The sequence below is a fragment of the Streptomyces sp. NPDC001549 genome (genome assembly GCF_042894025.1).
In the GTDB taxonomy this organism is placed as follows: Bacteria; Actinomycetota; Actinomycetes; order Streptomycetales; family Streptomycetaceae; genus Streptomyces; species Streptomyces kutzneri.
In genome coordinates this window covers 1-24,223 of record NZ_JBIAVJ010000056.1, presented here as the reverse complement: position 1 = coordinate 24,223, position 24,223 = coordinate 1, and the positions used below count along the sequence as shown (strand labels likewise).

The 24,223-nt window shown below is 71.9% G+C and carries 20 protein-coding genes and 2 tRNA genes; 14 read left to right on the top strand and 8 right to left on the bottom strand.

What is annotated here, in order from left to right:
• Nucleotides 1-431 precede the first annotated feature (431 nt).
• From ACFY04_RS42715 to ACFY04_RS42680, 8 genes are all read left to right on the top strand, one after another.
• A complete protein-coding gene (locus ACFY04_RS42715; protein ID WP_389126407.1) occupies nucleotides 432-1,517 on the top strand; it encodes a 50S ribosomal protein L11 methyltransferase in 1,086 nt (361 codons plus the stop codon).
• Between the two features lie 78 nt (nucleotides 1,518-1,595).
• Nucleotides 1,596-3,011, top strand: coding sequence for an iron-containing redox enzyme family protein (locus ACFY04_RS42710; protein WP_389126406.1), 1,416 nt, complete (start codon nucleotides 1,596-1,598; stop codon nucleotides 3,009-3,011).
• Nucleotides 3,011-3,376 (top strand): Rieske 2Fe-2S domain-containing protein, encoded by a 366-nt coding sequence (locus tag ACFY04_RS42705; RefSeq protein WP_389126405.1) that lies wholly within the window; start codon nucleotides 3,011-3,013, stop codon nucleotides 3,374-3,376. Before ACFY04_RS42710 ends, ACFY04_RS42705 begins: the two co-directional genes overlap by 1 nt.
• 123 nt (nucleotides 3,377-3,499) lie before the next feature.
• Entirely contained in the window at nucleotides 3,500-4,747 is a 1,248-nt protein-coding gene (locus tag ACFY04_RS42700) for an acetyl-CoA carboxylase biotin carboxylase subunit family protein (protein WP_389126404.1), read from the top strand.
• The gene (locus tag ACFY04_RS42695; RefSeq protein WP_389126402.1) at nucleotides 4,744-6,030 is read left to right on the top strand and encodes an MDR family MFS transporter; all 1,287 of its coding nucleotides are present in this window, start codon (nucleotides 4,744-4,746) and stop codon (nucleotides 6,028-6,030) included. Before ACFY04_RS42700 ends, ACFY04_RS42695 begins: the two co-directional genes overlap by 4 nt.
• 62 nt (nucleotides 6,031-6,092) lie before the next feature.
• Nucleotides 6,093-7,052, top strand: coding sequence for an alpha/beta hydrolase (locus tag ACFY04_RS42690; protein WP_373037415.1), 960 nt, complete (start codon nucleotides 6,093-6,095; stop codon nucleotides 7,050-7,052).
• A complete protein-coding gene (locus tag ACFY04_RS42685; protein ID WP_389126401.1) occupies nucleotides 7,039-8,334 on the top strand; it encodes an ATP-grasp domain-containing protein in 1,296 nt (431 codons plus the stop codon). The genes ACFY04_RS42690 and ACFY04_RS42685 overlap by 14 nt, the downstream gene beginning before the upstream one ends.
• A 20-nt stretch (nucleotides 8,335-8,354) precedes the next feature.
• Nucleotides 8,355-9,017, top strand: a complete 663-nt coding sequence (locus ACFY04_RS42680) for a LysE family translocator (RefSeq protein WP_389126400.1) — start codon at nucleotides 8,355-8,357, stop codon at nucleotides 9,015-9,017.
• 29 nt (nucleotides 9,018-9,046) lie between these two features.
• On the opposite strand, the gene ACFY04_RS42675 is transcribed toward ACFY04_RS42680, so the two are convergent.
• Nucleotides 9,047-11,224 (bottom strand): BTAD domain-containing putative transcriptional regulator, encoded by a 2,178-nt coding sequence (locus ACFY04_RS42675; protein WP_389126408.1) that lies wholly within the window; start codon nucleotides 11,222-11,224, stop codon nucleotides 9,047-9,049.
• Between the two features lie 484 nt (nucleotides 11,225-11,708).
• Between ACFY04_RS42675 and ACFY04_RS42670 the strand changes: the two genes are divergently transcribed.
• Both ACFY04_RS42670 and ACFY04_RS42665 read left to right on the top strand, forming a co-directional pair.
• Entirely contained in the window at nucleotides 11,709-12,368 is a 660-nt protein-coding gene (locus ACFY04_RS42670; RefSeq protein WP_389126399.1) for an RNA polymerase sigma factor, read from the top strand.
• Nucleotides 12,365-13,141: an MGMT family protein gene (locus ACFY04_RS42665; protein WP_389126398.1), complete on the top strand. Its 777-nt coding sequence runs from the start codon at nucleotides 12,365-12,367 to the stop codon at nucleotides 13,139-13,141. The genes ACFY04_RS42670 and ACFY04_RS42665 overlap by 4 nt, the downstream gene beginning before the upstream one ends.
• A 140-nt stretch (nucleotides 13,142-13,281) precedes the next feature.
• Here ACFY04_RS42665 and ACFY04_RS42660 read toward each other — a convergent pair whose 3' ends face one another.
• Entirely contained in the window at nucleotides 13,282-13,593 is a 312-nt protein-coding gene (locus ACFY04_RS42660) for an ArsR/SmtB family transcription factor (protein WP_389126397.1), read from the bottom strand.
• Between the two features lie 117 nt (nucleotides 13,594-13,710).
• Between ACFY04_RS42660 and ACFY04_RS42655 the strand changes: the two genes are divergently transcribed.
• Nucleotides 13,711-15,276, top strand: a complete 1,566-nt coding sequence (locus tag ACFY04_RS42655; RefSeq protein WP_389126396.1) for an MFS transporter — start codon at nucleotides 13,711-13,713, stop codon at nucleotides 15,274-15,276.
• Nucleotides 15,273-16,757: an FAD-dependent monooxygenase gene (locus ACFY04_RS42650; protein WP_389126394.1), complete on the top strand. Its 1,485-nt coding sequence runs from the start codon at nucleotides 15,273-15,275 to the stop codon at nucleotides 16,755-16,757. Before ACFY04_RS42655 ends, ACFY04_RS42650 begins: the two co-directional genes overlap by 4 nt.
• A 50-nt stretch (nucleotides 16,758-16,807) precedes the next feature.
• Here the strand turns inward: ACFY04_RS42650 and ACFY04_RS42645 are convergent.
• A tRNA-Ala gene (locus tag ACFY04_RS42645) sits at nucleotides 16,808-16,880 on the bottom strand.
• Between the two features lie 162 nt (nucleotides 16,881-17,042).
• On the opposite strand from ACFY04_RS42645, the gene ACFY04_RS42640 reads away from it, so the two are divergent.
• Both ACFY04_RS42640 and ACFY04_RS42635 read left to right on the top strand, forming a co-directional pair.
• Complete coding sequence (locus ACFY04_RS42640) at nucleotides 17,043-17,591, top strand: transcriptional regulator (RefSeq protein ID WP_030012999.1); 549 nt, start codon at nucleotides 17,043-17,045, stop codon at nucleotides 17,589-17,591.
• A gap of 43 nt (nucleotides 17,592-17,634) precedes the next feature.
• Nucleotides 17,635-18,936 carry a serine/threonine-protein kinase gene (locus tag ACFY04_RS42635; RefSeq protein WP_389126393.1) on the top strand — a complete coding sequence of 434 codons (1,302 nt, stop codon included), beginning with the start codon at nucleotides 17,635-17,637 and terminating at the stop codon, nucleotides 18,934-18,936.
• On the opposite strand, the gene ACFY04_RS42630 is transcribed toward ACFY04_RS42635, so the two are convergent.
• The 5 genes from ACFY04_RS42630 to gyrA all read right to left on the bottom strand — a co-directional run bounded on the left by ACFY04_RS42630 (nucleotide 18,923) and on the right by gyrA (nucleotide 24,086).
• Nucleotides 18,923-20,233, bottom strand: coding sequence for a hypothetical protein (locus tag ACFY04_RS42630; protein WP_389126391.1), 1,311 nt, complete (start codon nucleotides 20,231-20,233; stop codon nucleotides 18,923-18,925). The two genes, ACFY04_RS42635 and ACFY04_RS42630, sit on opposite strands and share 14 nt — an antisense overlap.
• A gap of 121 nt (nucleotides 20,234-20,354) precedes the next feature.
• A complete protein-coding gene (locus tag ACFY04_RS42625) occupies nucleotides 20,355-20,489 on the bottom strand; it encodes a DLW-39 family protein (RefSeq protein ID WP_208809277.1) in 135 nt (44 codons plus the stop codon).
• A gap of 144 nt (nucleotides 20,490-20,633) precedes the next feature.
• Nucleotides 20,634-20,707 (bottom strand) — tRNA-Ile (locus ACFY04_RS42620).
• 118 nt (nucleotides 20,708-20,825) lie between these two features.
• Nucleotides 20,826-21,374: a DUF3566 domain-containing protein gene (locus ACFY04_RS42615; protein WP_389126389.1), complete on the bottom strand. Its 549-nt coding sequence runs from the start codon at nucleotides 21,372-21,374 to the stop codon at nucleotides 20,826-20,828.
• A gap of 87 nt (nucleotides 21,375-21,461) precedes the next feature.
• Nucleotides 21,462-24,086 carry a DNA gyrase subunit A gene (gene gyrA / locus ACFY04_RS42610; protein WP_389126388.1) on the bottom strand — a complete coding sequence of 875 codons (2,625 nt, stop codon included), beginning with the start codon at nucleotides 24,084-24,086 and terminating at the stop codon, nucleotides 21,462-21,464.
• Nucleotides 24,087-24,223 lie beyond the last annotated feature (137 nt).

The window sequence follows — 24,223 nt, the reverse complement described above, 5'->3', positions numbered from 1 at the left end:
TCGTCCGACAACGTCAACTCGGCCTTCGGCCGCCCCATCCCCGCCATAGACCAAGCCTACACATCTACACAGAATTCAAGACTCAGAAGACTAGGTCCTGTCGTCGAAGTGGCGTCGCGGGCCGACGGCACTTCGACGACAGGGCCTGGGAGTCGTCGGATGTCTATACCGGAAGGCGGCGGAATCAACCGGTCCGAGGACCCGGTTTCTGCCGCCCCGTTCCAGCGGACCGGCGGAACTAGCGGTTCCCGCGGGTCAGCGCCCCGTCCGGCGCGCCCGCCCCCGGCAGAACCGCCGCTCGCGCTGGAGTTCCGCTGAAGTTCCGCACCACCGGGCTTCCGTACGGTCGCCTTGCGACGGAGCGCCGATCTTGACGAGCCGTCGTGCACCACGGCTGATCGGGCGGTCCAACGTGAGGAGCGGTGGCGAACATGCAGCACGTCCAGGGCGCACAGGTCGCGACATCAGGGCACGATCCCGGACCCGACGGTCCGAGCCTGTCGCTCAACAGCTCTCAGCACCGGCTCATCACCGCGTCCCTGCAATCGCTGGCGCAGGAGATGAACGACATCGCCGAGCAGGCGTCCGCACTGCTCACGACACCCGCGGGCCGTCCGTCCACCGACTCCGAGGTCTTCACCCGGATCGCCCGCAGAACCGTTCCCCGCTGGCACTTCGCGATGCTGAACGACACCGAGCGCAATGACGCCCTGGCCGGCGCCCTGGCTCGTGGCATTCCTTCCGGAGCGACCGTGCTGGACATCGGCTCGGGGAGCGGGCTGCTCGCCATGGCGGCGGCCCGGGCGGGCGCGGCCCGCGTCATCACCTGCGAGATGAATCCGCTGCTCGCGGAGGTGGCCCGGCAGGTGATCGACGCCCACGGCTTCAGCGACGTCATCACGGTGATCGGAAAGCCGTCGACCTCGCTGGAGTCCGGCCGTGACCTCGACGGCCCGGTGGACGTACTGGTCTCGGAGATCGTCGACTGCGGGCTGATCGGCGAGGGCCTGCTGCCGTCGGTCCGGCACGCGCGCCGGCATCTGCTGAAGCCCGGCGGGATCATGTTCCCCTCCGCCGCCCGGATCCTCGGCCGGCTGGTCAGCAGCGAGGACATCCTGCGGCTCAACCAGGTCACGACGGCCGGCGGCTTCGACGTCTCGCTGATGAACACGCTGTCCACCCGGGGCCACCTCCCGGTGCGCCTGAGCACCTGGCCCCACCGGTTCCTGTCCGAGACCGCCACGGTCGTGGAGTTCGACCTGGCCGAGGACCCCCTGGAGCCGGACGAACGCCAGGTCGACCTCACCGCGGGCACCGACGGGGAGGCGCACGCCCTGGTCGTCTGGTTCGAGCTGGACATGGCGGTCGGCACCACACTGACCAACTCCCCGGAGAACACCCGGTCGCACTGGATGCAGGGCTGGGTCCCGCTGGAGAAGTCCGTCCAGGTGAAGGCGGGCGAGAGCGTCCCGCTCCGGCTCCGGTGGAGCGACTTCTCCCTCAGCGTGCACGTCTGACGTCCGACCGACACCCCCGGCGGACCCACCCCGCGCCGCCGGCCGTACCTCCTGCGCATCCGGACCAAGGAGAACGCAATGAGTCACGTACCGCAGCACGTCCCGTTCGAACTCAGCGGCACCGAACTGCGCGACGCGATCGTGCAGTACGCCACCAACCCGGTCTTCCTCGACAACCCGGACTGGCAGAACGACGACAACCCCTACCGTCGCCAGCTGCGCCCGCAGGTCCTGCCGCACCTCGACTTCGACAAGGTGCCGGGCCGGGAGAACATCCTCGACTACACGAGCCTGGCCGTGCAGCGCCTGCTCACCTCCGTCTACGAGGCGGACCTGGTGTTCTTCCCCAAGTCCGGCCTGGAGGGCAAGGAGGAGGACTTCCGCGCGTTCTACAGCCCGGCCAACCGGGCGCTCGGCGAGCGGATACGCCCGGCTCTGGAGCGGTACGCCTTCGGTTTCCTCGACGACGAGGTCGAGACGTCCGGGAAGTGGACCAGGGCGAGCCTGGACAGCTACCTCGACTCGCTCGACATGGGCGGCGGCGAGGAGCTGTCACCGATCGAGGCGGCCGTCACCGGCTCCGCCGACCCCGCGCGCGCCGCCCGCATGTGGCTGGTGCAGTTCGCCCCCGACTTCCTGTCCGAGGCGTCGCCGATGATGCGCAACGTCCTCGGCTACTACGGGCCGGTCCAGTCCGAGTGGTTCAAGGTCGTCATCGACGAGTACGGCTACGGGGTGCACGACACCAAGCACAGCACCCTGTTCGAGAGGACGCTGGAGTCCGTCGGCCTGAAGTCCGACCTCCACCGGTACTGGCAGTACTACCTCAACAGCAGCCTGCTGCTGAACAACTACTTCCACTACCTGGGCAAGAACCACGAGCTGTTCTTCCGCTACGTCGGCGCCCTGTTCTACACCGAGAGCTCGCTGGTGGACTTCTGCCGGCGGGCCGACCGCCTGCTGCACGGCGTCTTCGGCGACTCCGTCGACACCACCTACTTCACCGAGCACGTCCACATCGACCAGCACCACGGCCGGATGGCGCGCGAGAAGATCATCGCGCCGCTCATCGAGGCGCACGGCGAGGGGATCATCCCCGAGATCGTCCGGGGCATCGAGGAGTACCGGGTGCTCCTGGAGGTCGCCGACAAGGACTTCGTCGCGCAGATCTCCTGGATGGACGACCAGCCGGAGCTCAAGAAGCTGCACGGTCCCGTCTACGAGGCCATCAAGGAGGGCCGGGTCCAGGCGCCGGTGGCGCACCTGGTCGAGCCCTTCAACGAGCTCTCCAACACGCACTGCCACGAGGGCGACGAGCTCTGCCACATCGTCTCCGGAACCATGCGCTTCGAGAGCGGGCTCGGCTCGTCGCTGACGCTGGAGGCGGGAGAGGGCGTCGTCATCCGGCGCAACCGGCTGCACGGCGCCGACATTCTGTCCGAGGAGTGTGTCTACGAGATCCACTCGGTGGGGGATTACCGCAAATGCCTGTAGTGAGTTTCCCTGTCGCGGGGCGGGAGAACTGCGTGGTCGTCTCCGGGACGGCCTACGTGTACGCCACGGTCGGCGGCCGCGGCTTCGTGATGAACGCCCAGTGCCCCCACCGCGGCGGCCCGCTCCACCTGGCCGGTGTGACACCGGACGCCGGCCGGCTGATCTGCCCCTGGCACGACCGCAAGGCGTCCGCGGCGCGGCTGCGCAACGAGATCCCGGCCGTGCGGACCGGTAACCGGGTCACGGCGGTCTTCCCCGACCGTCCCGCCCGCGCCGCGGCGGCCCCGGCCGACGTATGCGGCCGCACCAGCCGTGAGTACCGGCCATTGTCGGCCGAACTCGCCCGCCCGGGTGCGGCGGTCTGATCCCATCCCGTTGCACCCGGCGCCGGACATCCGGCGCCGGGTGCAACGGCCTGCACCGACCCGGTGTTCTACAGGTGGCGGCGCACCGGCCGAAGGCATCACGACGAACGAGGAGTGTGGACCATGGCGTGGGACGGGAAGCCGCTTCTGCTGCTGATCGGAAGCAGCGGTCAGCGCAGCAGGGAGTTCATTCTGCGGACGGTGAGCACGCGTTACGCGTTATGGCTCCTCCAGCCGGCACCGGTGAGCTGGGAAGAGCCGTACGTCGTGGGCTCCACGCTCGTGGACAACACCGACCCGGACGCGCTGACGGCGGCCGCCCGGCAGGTGGCCGCCGAGCACGCCGTGGCCGGTGTGTTCTGCTACGACGAGGGGCTCGTCACCCCCGCCGCGCATGTGGCCCGGGCGCTCGGGCTGCCGGGCAACTCCCCCGAGTCCGTCATCGCCTGCCGGGACAAGGCCGCCACGCGGTCCGCGCTGGAGAGCGCCCGGGTGCCGCAGCCGGCCTCGATCGGCGTACGGTCCCTGGCCGAGGCCCGCGCGGCGGCGGAGAAGATCGGCTTCCCCGTCGTGCTGAAGCCGCGCGGGCTGGCCGGCGGGATGGGCGTGCGCAAGGCCGACGGCCCCGATGACGTGGAGAGCGCCTACCGGGCGGCTTCCGGCGCCTCCTACCCCGGTGTTCCCGTCTTCGACGTGTCGGTGCTCGTCGAGGAGTTCGCCGACGGCCCCGAGATCAGCGTCGACGCGGTCTTCTTCGACGGGGAGTGCGTTCCGCTCGTCGTCGCCCGCAAGCAGGTCGGCCTGGCGCCCTTCTTCGAGGAGACGGGTCACGAGGTCGACGGGGCCGACCCGCTGCTGACCGATCCCGGGCTGCTGGAGGCACTGCGGTCCGCGCACGCCGCGCTGGACTTCCACACCGGCGTCAGCCACACGGAGTTCCGCATCACCGCCGGCGGACTGCGCCTGATGGAGGTCAACGCCCGCCTCGGCGGGGACATGATCCCCTACCTCGGGGAGCTGGCCACCGGTGTCGACGTCGCGATGGCGGCGGCGGACACCGCCGCGGGGGTCCGCCCGGACACCGAGGTCCGTCACCGCAAGGCCGCGGCCATAGCCTTCCTGTACCCGGACGAGGACATCGAGATCGATGCCGTGACCGTCCACGAGGACCGCTTCCCGGCCGGTGTCCACAGCGCCGACGCGATGGCGGGTCCCGGCGCGGTGCTGCGTCTGCCGCCGCGCGGCTACATCTCCCGCTACGCCCGCGTGATCGCCCTCGCCGACTCGGTCGAGCAGGCCCGCGCCGCCCTGCTGAGCGCCCCCGAGATCGTGGAGCTCGACTCCCGCCCGGCGGAGGTACCCGCTCCGTGACGAACACCGGACACGACTCTCCGGAGGGCCGCAAGGCCGCCCGGCCGTCCGTCGTACAGACCCTGCGCGGGATCCCGGGACCGATCTGGCTGGTCCTGGTCGGCATGCTGATCAACCGGCTGGGCAATTTCCTCCAGATCTACCTGGTGCTCTACCTCACCGACAAGGGCTTCAGCACGTCCGCGGCCGCCTTCGCCCTCGGTGCGTACGGGGTGGGCTCGGTCGTCGGCGTCCTGGCGGGCGGCTCGATCTCGGACCGGGTCGGCTACGCGTGGACCATCGTCGGCTCCATGGCCCTCGCCGGCCTGCTCACCCTCAGCCTGGTCTACCTCGACAGCCTGCCCGTGCTGATCACGGTGGCCGCCGTGATCGGCATCGCCGCCCAGGCCTACCGGCCCGCCTCCTCGGCACTGCTGGTGGAGGCCACCCCCGAGGAACACCACGTGATGGTGTTCGCGGTCTACCGCATGGCGTTCAACCTCGGCACCACCGCGGGCCCGCTGCTCGGCGCCCTGCTCATCAGCTACTCGTACGACCTGATGTTCTATATCGACGCGGTGACCTCGGTCGGCTTCGCCCTCTTCGCCCTGGTCCTGGTCCGCACGGGCACCACCCCCGGGCCCGGCGCCCGGGATCCGCAGGCCGACGGCGCGTCGTACCTGGCCGTACTCCGCGACCGGCGCTACCTGCTGTTCCTGCTGGCGCTGTTCCTCAACGCCGTCGTCTACATCCAGCACACCTCCGCGCTGCCGCTCCAGCTCAAGGCCGACGGCCACGGACCGACCTTCTACTCCGCCCTGCTCTCGCTGAACGCGGCGATGGTCATCTGCCTGGAACTGCTGTTCACCAAGTACGTGCAGCACCTCCCGGGACGGTTCGCCGTCGCGCTGGGCGTCGGCCTGGTCGGCGTCGGCATGAACCTGTACGTGGCCGGTCCCGGCATGGCCATGTTCGTGATCGCGACGGTGGTGTGGACGGTCGGCGAGATGATCGGCACCCCGACCGCCTCCGCCTGGCCCGGCAAGGTCGCCCCCGCGCACCTGCGGGGCCGCTACATCGCGGCCTCCGCCTTCCCGATGCAGATCGGCTACGCGGTGGGCCCGGTGATCGGCATCGCGGCCTGGCAGGCCTCGGCAGCCTCCGTGTGGTGGCTGTGCGGAGCACTGACCGCCGTCGCCGTCGCCGTCACCCTGATCGGCATGGCCGAACCCTCCGCCGACAAGCAGCAGCGGACCGCGGACGCCGAGCCGGCCGCCGCGCCGACGCCCGCCGAAACACCCTGAGCCCCCTCCCCCGTGCCGCGGTTCGCCGGCACGCCGTGATCCGGAAGTGAGCGAAGCTGCCCATGGCCTACGCAGACGGCATCGAGAATTTCGTGAAGACGGTCGACGGCGCCCTGCCGCCGGACTTCTACACCTACCCCGTCGAACGACAGCGCGCCCTGTACGACGGGCTGACCGAGGTCCTCCCGATCCCCGTGCCCGAGGGCGTCAGCCACCGGGACGCGAGCGTCACCCACGGCGGGCGGACCGCCCGGATCCGTATCTACGAGCCGGCCCGGCGCACCGGCGACGCCGTGCTGTTCTACATACGCGGCGGCGGCTTCGTCATCGGCTCCCTCCACAGCCACCACAGCCTGGTCGCCGAACTCGCCGACCGCACCGGCCTGGTGGCGATCGCCCTCGACTTCGGCATGGCCCCGGAGAACCCGCACCCCGGCCCGCTGGAGGACTGCTACGCCGGACTGTGCGGCACGCTGGCCGACCTGCCCGGGCTCGGGCTCGACGGCATCGACCCCGAGGGCGCGGTGCTCTGCGGGGAGAGCTCCGGGGCCAACATGGCCGTCGTCCTCTCGATGATCGCCCGCGACCGGGGCGGCCCCCGGCTGCGCGGCCAGGCGGTCATCAGCCCGGTGCTCGACTTCACCCGGTGGCGGCACGGCGGCGAGGACGCCCCCCTGCTCTCCGGCGGGGAGATGGAGTTCTACACCGCGTGCTACTGCCCCGAGCCCGGACAGGCGGAACTCCCGTACGTCTCACCGCTGCTCACCGGCACCTTCCACGACCTGCCGCCCGCGTACGTGGTGGGCTGCGAGATGGACTCGCTGCGCGTGGACGCCGAGAAGTACACCGCCCGACTGCGGCAGAACGGCACGCCGGTGACGTACGTGATGGAGGAGGGGATGGTGCACGCCCCGGTGCGCGCCCGCCGGATCAGCGAGCCGGCCGGAGAGTTCTTCGCGCGCTACTGCGACGCCGTGGCCGCCCTGGCGGCCGGAGAGGCGGCCGGCCGTGACGAGCGCTGAACGGATCCCGGACGCACCGCAGGGCCCCTGTGTGATCGTCGACCCGTACTCCTCGGGGGCCCTGTTCGCCCGGACGCTGGCCGACCACGGCGTCCCGGCGGTGGCGGTGGTCACCGGCCCCCGCCCCCCGGAGGCCTACGCCGGCTCCTACCGGCCGCAGGACTTCCCCGAGGTCATCGTCTACGAGGGCGACCTGGAGGCCGTCGCGGAGCGGCTGCGGGCGCTGGACCCGCGCTGCGTCGTGGCGGGCTGCGAGTCCGGGGTGGAACTGGCCGAACGGCTCGCCCCGCTCGTGACGCCCGAGCGGTGCAACGTACCCGAACTCGCCGATGCCCGCAGGGACAAGAGCGCCATGGCGGCCGCCGTCGCTGCGGCCGGCCTGCCGGTCATCCCGCAGCTCTGCACCGATGACGCCGACGAGGTGGCGGCCTGGCTGGAGCGCGAGGGCCTGGCCGGGGCGGACCTGGTCGTCAAGCCGCCCAAGAGCGCCAGCACCGACGGTGTGATCAAGCTGGCCGGCGGCGCGGACTGGCGGGCGGTGTTCGCGCGCCAGCTCGGCCGGGTCAACCAGTTCGGCGAGGTCGACGACCGGCTCCTGGTCCAGAAGTTCGTCACCGGGACCGAGTACGTGATCGACACCTTCAGCCACGACGGCAAGCACGCCGTGGTCGACGTGTGCGCCTACCGCAAGGTCGACAACGGTCCGCACATGGCCGTCTACGACACCATGCGCTGGCTCCCCCCGGACGATCCGGCCCTGCCCGGCCTCACGGAGTACGTCTTCGGCGTCCTGGACGCGGTGGGCCTGCGCTTCGGCTCGGCCCACGTCGAGGTGATGGGCACGGCGGAAGGACCGCTGCTCATCGAGCTCGGTGCCCGGCCGCACGGCGGCGGCCAGCCGCGGTTCAACCGCAACGCCACCGGCGACAGCCAGATCGACCGGACCGTGCGCTGGCTGACCGGGGGCGAACTCCCGCAGGGCTACGAGCTGCTCGTCCACCAGATGTGCGTCTTCCACATCGCGCCCCGCTCCGGAACCGTCCGCGGCACGGCCGCCCTGGACGGCGTCCGCGACCTCCCCAGCCACCACTTCTCGATCCAGAACCTGACCGACGGCGACCACGTCCCCGCCACCCGGGACCTGGTCGACAGCCTCAACTTCGGATTCGTGATCCTCGCCCACCCCGACGCCGAACAGATCCAGCGGGACTACGAGGCCGTCCGGGCCGCGGAACGCCTGCTTTCCATCGAGGAGCAGCGATCAACACCGCCGCTTTCCTGATCAGTTCCCTGGTGGTGATCATGACGCCCGGGCCCGACCTCGTCATGATCACCAACCTGGTGCTGCACGGCTCCCTCCGCGTGGCCACCGCCGCCGCACTCGGCATGATCACCGCGGGGGCCGTCCAGGCCGGGCTCGGCGCGGCCGGGCTGGCCGCGCTCCTCGCGGCGAGCCCCGGGCTCTTCGCGGCCTTCCGCTGGGCCGGCGCGGTCGTACTGCTCGGCTGGGCCGTGCTCGCCCTGCGGCGGGCCACCGGCCGGGCCGGCGCCGAGGCCCCGTCGCCGGCGCCGTCGCCCCAGGCCACGGTCACGGTCCCCGCGCACGCGACCGGTGAACCGCCCGCCGGCCCCCCGCCATCCGGACGAGCCGCCGGCAAGGCCGGCCCCTCGGTGCGCCAGGCCTTCGGGCAGGGCCTGCTGTGCACCGGGTCCAATCCCAAGGTGGGCATCTTCCTGATGGCCTTCCTGCCCCAGTTCGTGCCCGCGGGCATGGCCCCCGAGACCGGGGTCCCGCTGCTGGCCGCCTGCTACCTGGCCCTGGGCCTGCTCTGGCTCCTCACCTGGATGAGGCTGGTCCACCGGCTCGCACCGCACCTGCGCTCACCGCGGGTGCTGCGGATCGCCGACAGCCTCACCGCCGCCGTGTTCGGGCTCTTCGCGGTCCGGCTGGCACTCGGCGGGTGACCCGGCCGCCTGCCTGCGCCCCGCTGCGGTCACACCGACCGCAGCGGGCACTGCGCGTCCTCCCGCAGCGCCAGTCTGCGCGCATAGCGCAGCAGCGGAGCGGGGAGGGAGAACCGGTTGGGCGCGCACTCCCGGAGCAGGCTCACGCCGACCAGGTGGCGCAGTGCGCGCGTCGCCTCCAGCGGAGTCGTCCCCGCCAGGTCCGCCATGGCGTAGCCGCTGACGAGCCGTCCCTCGGTCCGCGCGAACAGCCGGAACCAGCGGCGCAGGGGCTCCGGCAGGGACACGTAGGACAGTTCGAACGCCGCGTGGACCGCGGTGAACAGGTCGTCGGTCTCGACCGGCAGCTCCCGGAACGCCCCGGCCTCCTGCAACTCCACGCAGAGCTGGGCGATCCCGACCCCGGGATGCTCCTCCAGCCGGGCCGCGAGCAGCCGGATCGCCAGCGGCAGACCTCCGCACTGCCGGTTCAGCGCCCGCGCGGCCAGGGGTTCGGCATCCACCCGCCCGCTGCGCAGCAGCCGGGACAGCAGGGTGAGCGCCTCGTCCTCACCGAGCACGTAGAGGTCGAGCCGCGGCACACCGTCCCGGGCCACCAGTCCCGGCAGGGTGTCGCGGCTGGTGACGAGGACCGCGCAGCCGGCCGCGCCCGGAACGAGCGGACGGATCTGGCTCTCCTCGCGCGCGTTGTCCAGCACGATCAGCATCCGCCGGTCCGACAGCAGGGTCCGGTACAGGTTCGCGGCTTCGTCGAGGGACCGGGGGAGCTCCCCGTCGGGGACGCCCAGGGCGCGCAGGAACGAGGCGAGGACCTCCTGCGGGTGCAGCGCCCGCCGGTCGGCGTACCCGTGCAGGTCGACGTACAACTGCCCGTCCGGGAACCGTTCGCGCACCCGGTGCGCCCAGCGCACGGCCAGCGCCGTCTTGCCCACCCCGGGAAAGCCCGTGACCAGCACGGCCGGGACCTGCCCGACCCGCTCGCCGGTGGGCAGGAGCAGCCGGTCCAGCCGTTTCAGCTCGGCGGCGCGGCCGACGAAGCCCGTGCTGGCGGCCGGTGTCTGGGACGGCCGGGGCCTCGGCGGGGACGCGGCCGGCCGGGGCGCGGCCGGCACGTCGAACGCGGCCCACGCGGTCGTCGGTCCCGTCCGCGGCCACGGCAGCTCCTGGTGCAGGATCCGCAGGTGGGCGCGGCGCAGTTCGTCACCCGGCTGGACGCCCAGCTCCCGGTCGAGTCCGCGGGCCACCTCGGAGTAGATCTTCAAGGCCTCCCGCTGCTCCCCGCAGCTCGCCAGCACCAGCATCAGCCGCGCCTGGAGTCCCTCGTGCAGCGGTTCCTCCTCCGTGGCACCGCGCAGGGCCCCCAGCACCCGCTCGGGCCGCCGCACCTGCAGGGAGAGGTCCGTGTAGAGCAGCAGGCTCTCCACCCGCTGCCGGGCGGCCGCCATGGCGGCGGGATGGTGCGGCAGCAGCGGTTCGCCGGCCAGCAGCGGGCCGCGCCAGCAGCCGTAGGCGCGTTCGGCCAGCTCGTGGGCCGCTTCCGCGTCCCCGGCCCCGTGCGCCTGCCGCGCCCGTGCCCACAGGTCCTGGAACTGGGTCAGGTCGACCTGGTCGCGCTCCAGTTCCAGCACGTAGCCCGTGTGCGTGCGCGCCAGGAACGAGGGAGCCGGTGCCCCCGCCTGGCCGCCGGGGAGCAGCAGCACCCGGCGCGCCTGGCTGACGTAGGTGTGCACCAGGTTCTGGTACGAACGCGGCGGGTCCTTCGGCCACAGTGCGTGGGTGATCTCCCCCAGGCCGGCCGCCTCGGGGTACCGCAGGGCGAGCAGGGCCAGCAGGCGCCGCACCTTGGCCGCGTGGACGTGGGTCTCGACACCGCGGTACCGGACGGACAGCGGACCGAGGATGCCGATGTGGAGCCGCTCGCTCCCCGGGCGTGCGGGCTCACGCGCGGGCGGCGCCAACTGCCGTGCGGTGTCCGCGTCGAGGCCCAGCACACGGGCCAGGAGCCGCACGGTCCGCGTCTGGGGCCGGTGCACGCGGCCGTGCTCGATGTCCCGCAGGACCCGCACGCTCACCCCGGCGCGTTCCGCCAGCTCGCGCTGGGTCAGTCCCTCCCGACCCCGGAACGAGAGAAGCCGTTCTCCGAACGACCAACTGCCGCTGCTTAAGTCTTCGTCCGCGGTCGCCGTGCCGCGGACACGATTCGCCATCATGCCCGGAATACGGGAACGGCCGAAAGGAAGGCGGCAAGGGAACGTCTTGTGAATCGTTTTTCCATTGCTGTGTGCAGAACGGTCGCCACCACGCCTCCCCCGAGACCTCGACGGATCTTGAACAACCCGAACCGTGAGCGACCCGGATGAGCGCCCACAACTCGTTCGCAACTCTAGCTTCGCGGTGCGACCACTGGTCAAGGGGCTCGCCCCCTCTGTTCCGAACCGGTCACATCGCACCCCCTGTACCTCCGGCTTTCGAAATCCCTCGAATACCGGCCAAGTGGCGAGAAATAGCCAGTCCGCCGCGATCTCACTCGAACACGATCTCCGCCGCGCCCGGGAAGATCGCACCGGCGCGCCCGATATGCGGATGACATAAAGGGAACCGGATATCGCACCGAATGCGAATGGCAGGCAAAGTAAAAGAATTTTTCCGTGAGGTGCAACGTTCTCACGCGGCCCGGTGTTCACAAGGAGGATGGACGAGACGACCCTCCCGCTGACGGAACTGCTCGCGACCGACCTGGACGACGGGTTCACCGAACTCGTACGCACCCAGGCCGGCACCGTGCGTTCCGTCCTGCTGCGTCTCTCCGGCTCCGCGCGGGACGCCGACGACCTGGGCCAGGAAACGTTCCTGCGCGCCTACTCCGCCCTGCGCGAGTACCCGCCCGAGCGCCGCGGGCAGCTCCAGCCGCGCGCCTGGCTGCTGACCATCGCCGCGAACGTGTGGCGCAACCACGTTCGCACCCTGAGCCGGCGGCCCGGCGTCGCCGACGGCATCGAGGTGACGGCCATCGAGATCCCGGACGGCTCCCCCGGGCCGGAGCAGCGCGCGCTCGACGGGGCGCGCCGGGCCCGGCTGGTGGCCGCACTGTCCGGGCTGCCGGACCACCACCGGCTGCCCGTGGTCCTGCGGCACATCGGAGAGCTGAGCTACCAGGAGGTGGCCGCGATCCTGGACTGTCCGGTCGGCACGGTGAAGGCCCAGGTGTCGCGGGGGCTCGCCGCCCTGCGCGCGGAGCCCGGCCTGGCCGCCGACCGCAGGACGTACGGAGCGGCCGGGGCGGCCGGGGGAACGACGGCGAAGACGGCACACGAACCGGCCCGGACGGAAAGGAAGGAGGCGACGGGATGAGACTGCCGGACGAGTTGGACACGTTGCGCGAGGCGGCACCCGCGGGGTTCGCGGCACGCGTGCTGGACCGCGCCGGCGTTCCGGCACATCGCTACGACTGCTACGTGCGGGCCGATTCCCCGGTCGGCCCCCTCTACGTCGCCCACGGGCGGGGCGCGGTGACCGGCGCCGCCGCCACGGACTGGTACGCCGACGACCGGGCGTTCGAGGACGCGTACCGGGCGCGGACCCGGCGGTCGGCGCTCTCCGGGGTCAAGCCCCCGCCGGGCCTCGCGCGGGCCCTGCGCGGCCGGGACCGGACCCTGCGCTACGAATTCGGGCCGCTCGCCGACGAACAGCGCGCCGTCCTGCAGGCGACCCGGGCCATCCCGTTCGGACAGCTCCGTCCGGCGGCCTGGCTGGCCCGCGAGGCCGGAATGCCGGGTCTCGCACCCGAGACGGTCCTGGCGGCGGTCCGGGCCAACCCCGTCCCCGTGCTCGTGCCGGCGCACCGGCTGTGCACGGACGACGGGCTCCCGGCGGACTGCGGGCTGCCGGCCGGGTTCGAACGGCGGCTGCGGGAGTGGGAGGGCGTGGACGCCGAGCGGGTGGAGCGGTTCGTGCGGGCGGGCGCCCGGTTCCTGGGCAGCGGCACCACGCGGATCTTCTGCTACCCGACGTGCGCACACGCGCGCCGCATCACCGCCCGCCACGAGGTGCCCTTCACCTCGGCCGACGAGGCCTCCGCCGCCGGGTTCCGGGGCTGCCTCAGCTGCCGGCCGGCCGTCGTCTGACCTCCGGCCGACGGGCCGGTCCAGGCCGGTCCAGGCCAGTCCAGGCCGGTCCAGGCCGGTCCAGGCCAGTCCAGGCCGGTCCAGGCCGGTCCAGGCCAGTCGAGGCAGGTCCAGGCAGGTCCCGGCCGGCCGGCGCGCCCTCAGCGGTCGGCGGCGATCAGGTCGAGCAGGCCGGGGAAGCGCAGCTCCAGGTCCGCGCGGCGCAGCGTGGCCGCCCGGCTGTTGCCCCGGTCCACCTGCCGCACCAGGCCCGCCTCGCGCAGGATCCGGAAGTGGTGGGTGGTCGTCGACTTGGAGACCGGGAGGTTGAAGGAGGCGCAGGTGCGCGCCGCGCCGGCCGGTTCCCTCAGCAGCTCGCTCACGACGGCGTAGCGCAGGGGGTCGGAGAGCGCGTTCAGCACGGCCGGCAGGCTCATCTCCGCCAGCGAGGGGTGGCCGTCCTCGTCGGGCATCGTGCCCTCCTCCCTTAGGTACGGCTTGCATCATACCTCCCTCCTGTGCCAGCTTAAGGTTCGATCAAAACCGAACCTGGCCGTCAGCCGGCCGGGCCGAGCCTGGAGTTGTGCCCCATGCGTACGCAGACCACGTCGTCGGCCCCGCCACCGGTGCGGCCGAAAGGGCCGCCGGGTCGCACGGCGACCCTGGCCGCCGTGCTCCTCGCGGTGTTCGTCGTCCCGATGTCGATCTCCGGCACGGCCGTGGCACTGCCCGGGATCGGCGCCGACACCCACGCCGCCCTCGCGCCCCTGCAGTGGGTGGTGAACGCCTTCAACGTCGCCTTCGCCTGCTTCACCCTCGTCTGGGGTTCCGTCGCCGACATCGTCGGCCGGGTCAAGGCCTTCGCCGCCGGCGCCGGCGTCTACGCCGTGGCCTCGCTGGGCGGCGCGCTCGCCACCGACGTGCTGTGGCTGGACGCCACCCGCGCGCTCGCCGGGATCGGCGGCGCCGCGATCTTCTCCTGCGGCGCGGCGATCATCGCGACCGTCTTCGACGGCCCGGCGCGCGCCCGGGCCTTCGCCCTGTTCGGCACCGTCGCGGGCGTCGGGGTGGCGGTCGGCCCCTCGCTGGCCGGCGCGCTCGTCCAGGGCCTCGGCTGGCGCTGGGTGTTCGCGGTGCACGCCGCCGCCCTGCTCCTCGTCCTGCTCGCGGTGCCCGCAATCGCCAGGGCCGTGCCGGCCGACGGCGGCAGCGGGCTCCGCGTCGACGTACCGGGCAGCGCGCTGTTCGTCGTCGCCATGGTGCTGCTGACCACCGCCATCGTGCAGGGCTCGCAGTGGGGCTGGGGCAGCCCGGGCGTCCTCGGGCTGTTCGCGGGCGCGGTCGTGGTCCTCGCGGTCTTCGCCGCCGTCGAGAACCGCCGGGAGCACCCCGTGCTGGACCTGAGCCTGCTGCGCAACCGGCGCTTCGTCGGCCTGTGCCTGGTACCGGTCGCCGCGTCCTTCGGGTTCGTCACGATGCTCACGTACCTGCCGAGCTACCTGACCGCGGCCACCGGCCGCGACAGCGGCGCGGCCGGGCTGATCATGCTGCTGCTCACCGCGCCCGTGCTGGTCTGCCCGATGCTCGCCGCGAAGCTGGTCACCCGCGGGGTCCCCGCCCTCACCCTCGTCCACGTCAGCCTCGCCTGCCTGGTCGCCGGCGACCTGGCGCTCACGCTGTTCTCGCCCGGCGCGACGATCCTCGTCGTCGCCCTGCCGATGCTCGTCACCGGCGCCGGCATGGGCCTGTCGGCGGGGCTCGTGGACGGCCAGGCCCTGGAACTGGTCGACCCGGCCAAGGCGGGCATGGCGGCGGGCTTCCTCAACACCCTGCGGCTCGGCAGCGAGGCCATCGCCGTGGCGGTGTACGGATCGGTCCTCGCGACCGTGCTCCGCTCCCGCGTCGAGGACGGCATCGGCGGATACGCCGGCGCCGCGCAGGCGGACCGGGTCGCCGACCGGGCGGCCGGCGGTGACCTCGCCCGGGCCACCGAACTGTCCGGCGCCGTGGACACCGAGGGCTTCTCCCACTTCCTCGCCCGGTCCTACGACTCCGCCTTCCACACCGTTTTGTGGGGACTCGCCGCGGTCTGCGCCGTCCTGTGCGCCGTGATCGCCACCCTGCTCCGCGGCGACTCCGCCAGGAGCACCGCGTGACCCACACCCAGGTCCTGGTCGTCGGGGGCGGCCCCGTCGGGATGCTCGCCGCCGCCGAGCTCGGGCACCACGGCGTCTCCACCGTCGTACTCGAAGCCGAACCGCGGACCGTCGACCGGCCCAAGGCCGGCACCCTGCACGCCCGCACCGCGCAGGGTCTGGCCCGGCGCGGCCATCTGCCCGTGCCCGTCGCGACCGAGGACCTGCTGGGGCGCGGCCGTGCCGACGCGTTCCACTTCGCGGGCATGCCGGGACTCGCCATCACCGCCCCCGCCACCGAGCCCGGACCCGTGCTCGGCCGCTCCCAGGCCGAACTGGAACGGGACTTCGAGCACCGGGCCCGCGAACGGGGCGTCACCGTACTGCGCGGACACCGCGTGACCGGCATCGTCCAGGGACCCGACGCCGTCCGCGTCACCGCCCAGGGGCCGGACGGTGTCCGGCAGTTCACCGCCGAGTACGCCGTCGGCGCGGACGGCGCCCGCAGCACGGTGCGCCGACGGCTCGGCTTCGCCGTGGACACCCACCCGGCCACCGTGTCCGCCCGGCTCGGCCTGGTACGGCTGACCGACCCGGAGAGCGTGCCGTACGGCTGGCACCGCACCCCGCGCGGCTGGACGGTCGCGGGCGTCTCCCCGTACGGGCACAGCCGGTTCATCACGATCGACTTCCGCGGCCCGCACCCCGACCGGCACGCCCCGCTCACCCTCGACGAGCTGCGCGAGGAGGCCGAGCGCGTCCTCGGCCACCGCGTGCCGATGGCCGACCCGCGATTCCTCTCCCGCTTCAGCGACTTCGCCCGGCTGGTGCGCGATTACCGCCAGGGCCGGGTGTTCCTCGCCGGCGACGCCGCCCACGTCCACTTCGCCGTGGGCGGGCAGGGCCTCAATCTGGGTCTGCAGGACGCGCTCAACCTGGCCTGGAAGCTCGCGCACACCCTCGCGGGCAGCGCGGGCAAGGACCTGCTCGACACCTACGACGCCGAACGCCGGCCGGCCGGGCGGCGCGTCATCGACAACACCCGGGCCCAGCTCGCCCTGATGCGGCCGGACCCCGGGCTCGACCCCCTGCGCGACCTCGTCGCCGAACTCCTCGCGATCGACGCGGTGAACACCCACGTAGGCCACGTGATCAGCGCCCAGGAGACGGTGTACCCCGCGCGCACCGGACGAGGCTCCCGCTGGGAGGGCCGGTTCCTGCCGAACCTGCCGCTCACCACCGCCGACGGCCCGACCGACCTGACCCGGCTGCTGCTGCCCGGCCGTCCCGTCCTGCTCCTGCTCGGGGACGCCGGCCGGGCCCACGGCGAGCAGGGCGCGGGCTGGACCCACGCGGTGCGCACGGTGTCCGCGACGGCCGCCCGGCCGCTGCCCTGGGACGCCGTCCTCGTCCGGCCCGACGGCTACATCGCCTGGGCCCCGGACGGCGGCTCCCTGGCCGGCGCCCTGGGCCACTGGTTCGGCGAACCCCGGCGGGCATGAAAAATGCCCTCAGAGGCTGCGTTTCCGCAGGTCGGAGGGCATTTGAGGAGTGGAGCCTAGGAGATTCGAACTCCTGACATCTGCCTTGCAAAGGCAGCGCTCTACCAACTGAGCTAAGGCCCCGTGGAAGTGGACGCACCTCTCCCGTGCGGGAGGTGTGGTCGTTCCGCAGAACAGAGTACCGGGTCTACCCCCTCATCTCGCAAAATGATAGGGACTCCCGCCGTGCGACCACTCTCCGTAAGATGCTCGCGAGGTTCGCACCAGCGAAGGGGAGTAGTCAGAGTGGACGCAGTACAACAAGAGGCCACGGCCAGAGCCAGAGAGCTTCAGCGCAGTTGGTACGGGGAGCCGCTGGGAGCGCTCTTCCGCCGGCTCATAGATGACCTCGGCTTGAACCAGGCCCGCCTCGCTGCCGTCCTCGGACTGTCGGCGCCCATGCTGTCCCAGCTGATGAGCGGCCAGCGAGCCAAGATCGGGAACCCGGCCGTGGTCCAGCGCGTCCAGGCCCTCCAGGATCTCGCCGGCCAGGTGGCCGACGGAAGCGTCAGCGCGGGGGAGGCCACCGACCGGATGGACGAGATCAAGAAGACCCAGGGAGGATCCGTCCTCAGCAACAGCGGCCAGACCACCACCAGCTCCGGCGCACCCACGGTCAAGCGGGTCGTCCGCGAGATCCAGTCGCTGCTGCGCTCGGTCTCCGCGGCCGGCGACATCATCGACGCGGCGAACACCCTCGCCCCCAGCCACCCGGAACTGGCAGAGTTCCTCCGGGTGTACGGCGCGGGCCGCACCGCCGACGCGGTCGCCCACTACGAGGCCCACCAGAACTGACACGCACGAGGCGGACAACGGGTGACGGGGGACGGGCACAGCGATGGGTGAGGTCTTCGCCGGTCGGTACGAGCTGATCGATCCGATCGGACGCGGGGGCGCGGGTGCCGTGTGGCGGGCCTGGGACCACCGCCGTCGCCGCTACGTCGCCGCGAAGGTCCTCCTGCAGAGCGACGCCCACACGCTCCTGCGGTTCGTACGGGAGCAGGCGCTGCGGATCGACCATCCGCACGTACTGGCGCCGGCCAGCTGGGCGGCCGACGACGACAAGGTCCTCTTCACCATGGACCTGGTCGGCGGCGGCTCGCTCGCCCATGTGATCGGGGACTACGGACCTCTGCCGCCCCGTTTCGTGTGCACCCTGCTCGACCAGCTCCTGTCGGGACTGGCGGCGGTGCACGCGGAGGGTGTGGTGCACCGCGACATCAAACCGGCCAACATCCTGATGGAGGCCACCGGAACCGGGCGGCCGCACCTGCGGCTGTCCGACTTCGGCATCTCCATGCGCAAGGGCGAGCCGCGGCTGACCGAGACCGACTACGTGGTCGGTACGCCGGGCTATTTCGCCCCCGAGCAACTCCTGGGCGCCGAGCCCGACTTCCCCGCCGACCTCTTCGCCGTGGGACTGGTCGCCCTCTACCTCCTGCAGGGCCGCAAGCCCGATTCCCAGGCCCTGGTGGAACACTTCCTCGCCCACGGCACCCCGGGCGCCCCCGAAGGCGTTCCGGCCCCCCTCTGGGACGTCATCGCCGGCCTCCTGCAGCCGGACCCCCAGAGCCGCTTCCGGACGGCCACAGGGGCGCGCAAGGCCCTTGCCGAGGCCGTGGAGCTGCTGCCGCCGCCCGCCCCGGACGAGGATCCGGTGGAGGTGTTCGACCAACTCGGCCCGCTGCCACCCGGATTCGGCCCGCAGGGCCCGCTGAGCACGGCGGCCGCGACCCCGCGGGCGCCCGCCGCCGAGGCTCCGGCGCCGGGGGCTTCCGCCTCCGTGACGGTGCCCGCCGAGCCCGTCCGGACCGACCCGCGCGGTACGGCACGGACAACCCCGGTGGCCCTGCCCGCGCCGACGGCCCCGTATCCGGCCGCTCCCGCCTCCCCCGCCGCTCCCGCCGTTCCCGTCCCCGCCGTCCCGGCTCAGGTGCCCGCGTACGGGCCCTCGGAGACGGGCAGCTTCCACCTGCCGCCGCCGACCGCGGCGACCGCGCCGGTCCCCTCGGCCCCCGCCGGGGCGCCGGTCCGGGCGGGCGGCGGGATCGCCCCGCCCCCGGCGAAGGCGGTGGCCTCCCTGCTCGCCGCGGCGCTGCTCTGCTTCGCGGTGGGCGTCTGGGCCCTCACACAGCTGTAGGACCGCGCCCCCGCCGCCGCCCGAGCAGCGTCCAGCCGCCCAGCACCAGCAGCAGGACGGTCCCGGTGCCGAATCCGGCGCCCGCCACGATCCGCATCGTGGAGTGCCGCTCGGCGGCCTCGGCGGCCTCCGGGGCGGTCAGCCCCTCCTTGGCCGCGGCCCGGTCCTCGTCGCCCACGCCGAAGCCTCCCGCGGCCGGACTCCCCTGGTACGCGGGCGCCTTGGCCGGCGCGCCGGTGACGTCCAGGCGCAGGGTCAGCGGCACGGGCGCCGCGTCCTCGGTGAACTCGGCGACCTTCGCGCCCATGGTCACCGCGACGTAGTACCAGCCCGCGACGGAGACCGGCTTCACGCTCGCGTCACCTGCGAAACGGTTCTCGTAGGCAACGGGCGGGGTCTTCTCCAGGGTGATCCCGGCCTGCTTGCCGTCGTACGAGGTGTCCTTGTCTGAGATCAGGCCCCGGTACGGGCTGTAGAGGGACACGGTGAGCCCGCCCGAGGCCGAACCGTAGGTCTTCGTCATCTTCGCGGCGGCCAGTTCGGCGCCGAGGCCCAGCTGCTGCCCCCAGTCCAGCGGGATCCGGTAGAAGCGGGTCTGCCCGGGCCGCATCTCGTCGCGCCACACACCGGCTCCCAGGGCGCGGGCGTCGTTGAAGCCGGTGCCGCCGCTGCGGGGCACCGCCTCGGTGCCGGGCAGCACGGGGGCGCCCGAGGGCCAGGTGCTGGGCGCGGCGGTGGGACCGCCCGCGCCGAGGCCGGGCTCCCGCTGGACCTTGATCTCCAGCGGCCAGGGGCTCTGGTCGTAGCCCTTGGCCGAGGTCCGCGTGACCTTGGCGTAGTACACGCCCGCGGGCGCGCAGTCCTCGTCCTCGGCGCCCCGGCGGACGCCGGCGGCGCCGATCGGGTACGGGTCGTAGCCGAAGTTCGCCCGGCCGGCGCTGCGGGGGCAGGGGCGCCCGGCGGTGGTCATGATCTCCACGTCGATGCCGTCGCCGCCGGAGACCTTCGCGCCCGCCGCGGGGCGGACCACGGCGGAGACGTAGACGTCGGACCCGTCCTTGTCGAGGACGAGCCGGTACAGGCGTTCCCCCGGCCCTAGCGTGTCCTGGTAGACGTTCCCGGCCTCGATCTTCGGGGCGTCGGCCGTGGAGGGCTTGCCCTCGATCGCCCTGGCGCCGTCCGCGGCCCGGTAGGCCGGCAGGGGGCCGGGCGCGGCCCCCTCGGCGTACGCGACCCCCGGCGCTCCCGCCACCAGGCCCAGGGCCGCCGCCCACGCTGTCGTCCGTCCCCGAACCATCACGCCCACCCCGACTTTGCTCGCGCAAGCCAAATCTTTACATAACGGAATTTTTCGTCACAGAGCAGCACAAAGCCCCGGCCGCAGCGGCAGCCGGGGCTTCATGAATCAGCCTTGGGTCTCACACACCGGAACCAGAGGGCACGGAGTCAGTTGCCTCCGTCCACAGGTCCTGCTCGGCGCGGTCCGCCTGGATCTGGCGGTACACGAGGAGCCCGCCGATGGCGGCCAGTGCGACCAGGAGCAGCTTCTTCACCGCGCGACCTCGTCTTTCGTTGACGTAGGGGACTTCTGGCGCCCAACAATACACACCGACCGATACCGATCGGTGACCTGCGGGTCCACCAACTGACCCAACGACAAAGACCCCCAGGCCTTGGCCTGGGGGTCTTCGACACTGTGGGGCTAACAGGATTTGAACCTGTGGCCTCATCCTTATCAGGGATGCGCTCTAACCAACTGAGCTATAGCCCCATCCGCGCTGCGCGCTGACTCCTGAAGATTAGCGCACAGACCCGGTCAGGCCAAAATCCGTTGTCCGGAGGCGTCTGCGCAGGTCATCCGACCCGTCGCGGGCGCCCGGGCGGAGGGCCTACTCGTCCTCGGCGAGGGTGAGCTCCACACCGCCGACGAAGCCCGCCGACAGGTTGTAGATGAACGCGCCCAGCGTCGCCAGTGCCGTCGCCAGCACCACGTCGATCACCGCGATGACCGATGTGAAGATCAGAACGCGCGGCAGCGACAGGAACGACTGGAGGTCGAAGCCGTTGCCCTCGTTCGAACCGGTCGCCTCGCTGATCGTGCCGCCGACGGTCGAGAAGACGCCCATCGCGTCCATGACCATCCACAGCACGGCCGCCGCCACGATCGTGCAGATGCCCAGCGCGATCGACAGCAGGAAGCTGACCTTCATGACCGACCACGGGTCGGCCTTGGCCACCCGCAGCCGTGCCTTGCGCGTGCGGGGGGCCGTACGGACCCCCGTGCGCGGCTTGCGCTGCGCGCCCGCTCCCGTGCCGCCCTGCGCCGTCGCGGGGCCCGAGGGCGCCTGATAGGCCTGCGGCGGGTGGTACGGCTGTGCGGGCTCGTCCTGGCCGGCGTCCGCACCGACCGACGGCTTCGGACCTCGGGTGTCCGTCACGGTTCCCCCCTGGGAGTCCGCGGCAGGGCCACGGGCACCGTTCGCTCCAGTCTTGGCCGGTCCGGCGCCCGTGGCTCCACTCACGACTTACTCCTCGTGCTCCCCGGCCGAGGGCTGCGTGCCCTCGGCGGCCTCGGCGGCCTGTCCGTCGGCCACCTCGGTGTCGTTCTCGTCGGCCTCGACCTCGTCAGCTTCCTGACCGGCCTCGGCGTTCCGGGCGATGCCGACCACGGCATCGCGCTTGCCCAGGTTGATCAGCTGGACGCCCATGGTGTCACGGCCGGTCTCCCTGACTTCGTTGACGCGCGTACGAATCACACCACCGCCGAGCGTGATGGCGAGAATCTCGTCGCTCTCGTCGACCACGAGCGCCCCGACGAGCGATCCGCGGTCCTCCACGATCTTGGCGGCCTTGATACCCAGACCGCCACGGCCCTGGACGCGGTACTCGTCGACCGGCGTCCGCTTGGCGTAGCCGCCGTCGGTCGCGGTGAAGACGAACGTACCCGGCCTCACCACGTTCATGGAGAGCAGTTCGTCACCTTCCCGGAAACTCATGCCCTTCACGCCCGAGGTGGCGCGGCCCATCGGGCGCAGCGCGTCGTCGGTGGCCGTGAAGCGGATCGACTGCGCCTTCTTGCTGATCAGCAGCAGGTCGTCCTCGGCGGACACCAGCTCCGCACCGATCAGCTCGTCGGCGATGCCTTCGGCGCCGTTGTCGATCTCACGGAGGTTGATCGCGATGACGCCGCCCGAACGGGGCGAGTCGTAGTCCTTGAGCGCCGTCTTCTTCACCAGGCCGCCCTTGGTGGCCAGGATCAGGTAGGGCGCCGCCTCGTAGTCGCGGATCGCGAGGATCTGGGCGATCTTCTCGTCCGGCTGGAAGGCCAGCAGGTTCGCCACGTGCTGCCCGCGGGCGTCGCGGCCGGCGTCCGGCAGCTCGTACGCCTTGGACCGGTAGACCCGGCCCTTGTTCGTGAAGAACAGCAGCCAGTGGTGCGTGGTGGAGACGAAGAAGTGGTCGACCAGGTCGTCCTGCTTCAGCTTGGTGCCGCGCACGCCCTTGCCGCCGCGCTTCTGCGAGCGGTAGTCCTCGGTCTTGGTGCGCTTGACGTAGCCGCCGTGCGTGATCGTGACGACGATGTCCTCTTCGGCGATCAGGTCCTCGATGGACATGTCACCGTCGAAGGGCACCAGCTTGGAACGCCGGTCGTCGCCGAACTTCTCGACGATGGCCGCCAGTTCCTCGCTGACGATGGTGCGCTGACGCTCCTCCGAGGCCAGGATCGCGTTGTACTCGTTGATCTTGGCCTGGAGCTCGTCGTGCTCGGCGACGATCTTCTGCCGCTCCAGGGCCGCGAGGCGGCGGAGCTGCATCTCCAGGATCGCGTTCGCCTGGATCTCGTCGATCTCCAGGAGGCCCATCAGGCCCTCGCGCGCGATCTCGACCGTGTTGCTGCGCCGGATGAGGGCGATGACCTCGTCGATCGCGTCCAGCGCCTTGAGCAGACCGCGCAGGATGTGGGCGCGCTCCTCCGCCTTGCGCAGGCGGAACTTCGTGCGCCGGACGATGACCTCGATCTGGTGCGTCACCCAGTGGCGGATGAACGCGTCGATCGACAGCGTGCGCGGCACGCCGTCCACCAGCGCCAGCATGTTCGCGCCGAAGTTGGTCTGCAGCTCGGTGTGCTTGTAGAGGTTGTTCAGCACGACCTTGGCGACGGCGTCGCGCTTCAGCACGATCACCAGGCGCTGGCCGGTCCGCGACGAGGTCTCGTCACGGACGTCGGCGATGCCGCCGACCTTGCCGTCCTTCACCAGGTCCGCGATCTTCTGCGCGAGGTTGTCGGGGTTGGTCTGGTACGGGAGCTCCGTGACCACCAGGCACTGGCGGTTCTGGATCTCCTCGACCTCCACCACCGCGCGCATCGTGATGGAGCCGCGACCGGTCCGGTACGCCTCCTCGATGCCCTTGCGGCCCACGACCAGGGCGCCCGACGGGAAGTCGGGGCCCTTGATCCGCTCGATCAGCGCGTCCTGGAGCTCCTCGTGCGTGGCCTCCGGGTGCTCCAGCGCCCACTGCGCACCGGCCGCGACCTCGCGGAGGTTGTGCGGCGGGATGTTGGTCGCCATGCCGACGGCGATGCCGGCGCTGCCGTTGACCAGCAGGTTCGGGAAGCGCGCCGGCAGGACCGTCGGCTCCTGGTTGCGGCCGTCGTAGTTGTTCTGGAAGTCGACGGTCTCCTCGTCGATGTCCCGGAGCATCTCCATGGCCTGCGGCATGAGCTTGCACTCGGTGTAGCGCATCGCGGCCGCCGGGTCGTTGCCCGGAGAGCCGAAGTTGCCGTTGCTGTCCACCAGCGGCATGCGCATCGACCACGGCTGGGCCAGGCGGACCAGGGCGTCGTAGATCGAGCTGTCACCGTGCGGGTGGTAGGTACCCATGACGTCGCCGACGACACGGGCGCACTTGTAGAAGCCCTTCTCGGGCCGGTAGCCGCCGTCGTACATCGCGTACAGCACGCGGCGGTGCACCGGCTTGAGACCGTCGCGCACGTCCGGCAGGGCGCGCGAGACGATGACGGACATCGCGTAGTCGAGGTAGGAGCGCTGCATCTCCGTCTCGAGCCCGACGGGCTCGATGCGCAGCACGGGCTGCTCCTCCGCGGCATTCTCGGCGTTCTCTGCGGTGGGGGTGGTTTCGTCGGCCATTGCTGGTCAGAAGTCCTTTCAGGCGGCGGTCAGCGGAGCCGACTCAGATGTCGAGGAAGCGGACGTCCTTGGCGTTGCGCTGGATGAAGGAGCGCCGCGCCTCGACGTCCTCACCCATCAGCACCGAGAACAGGTCG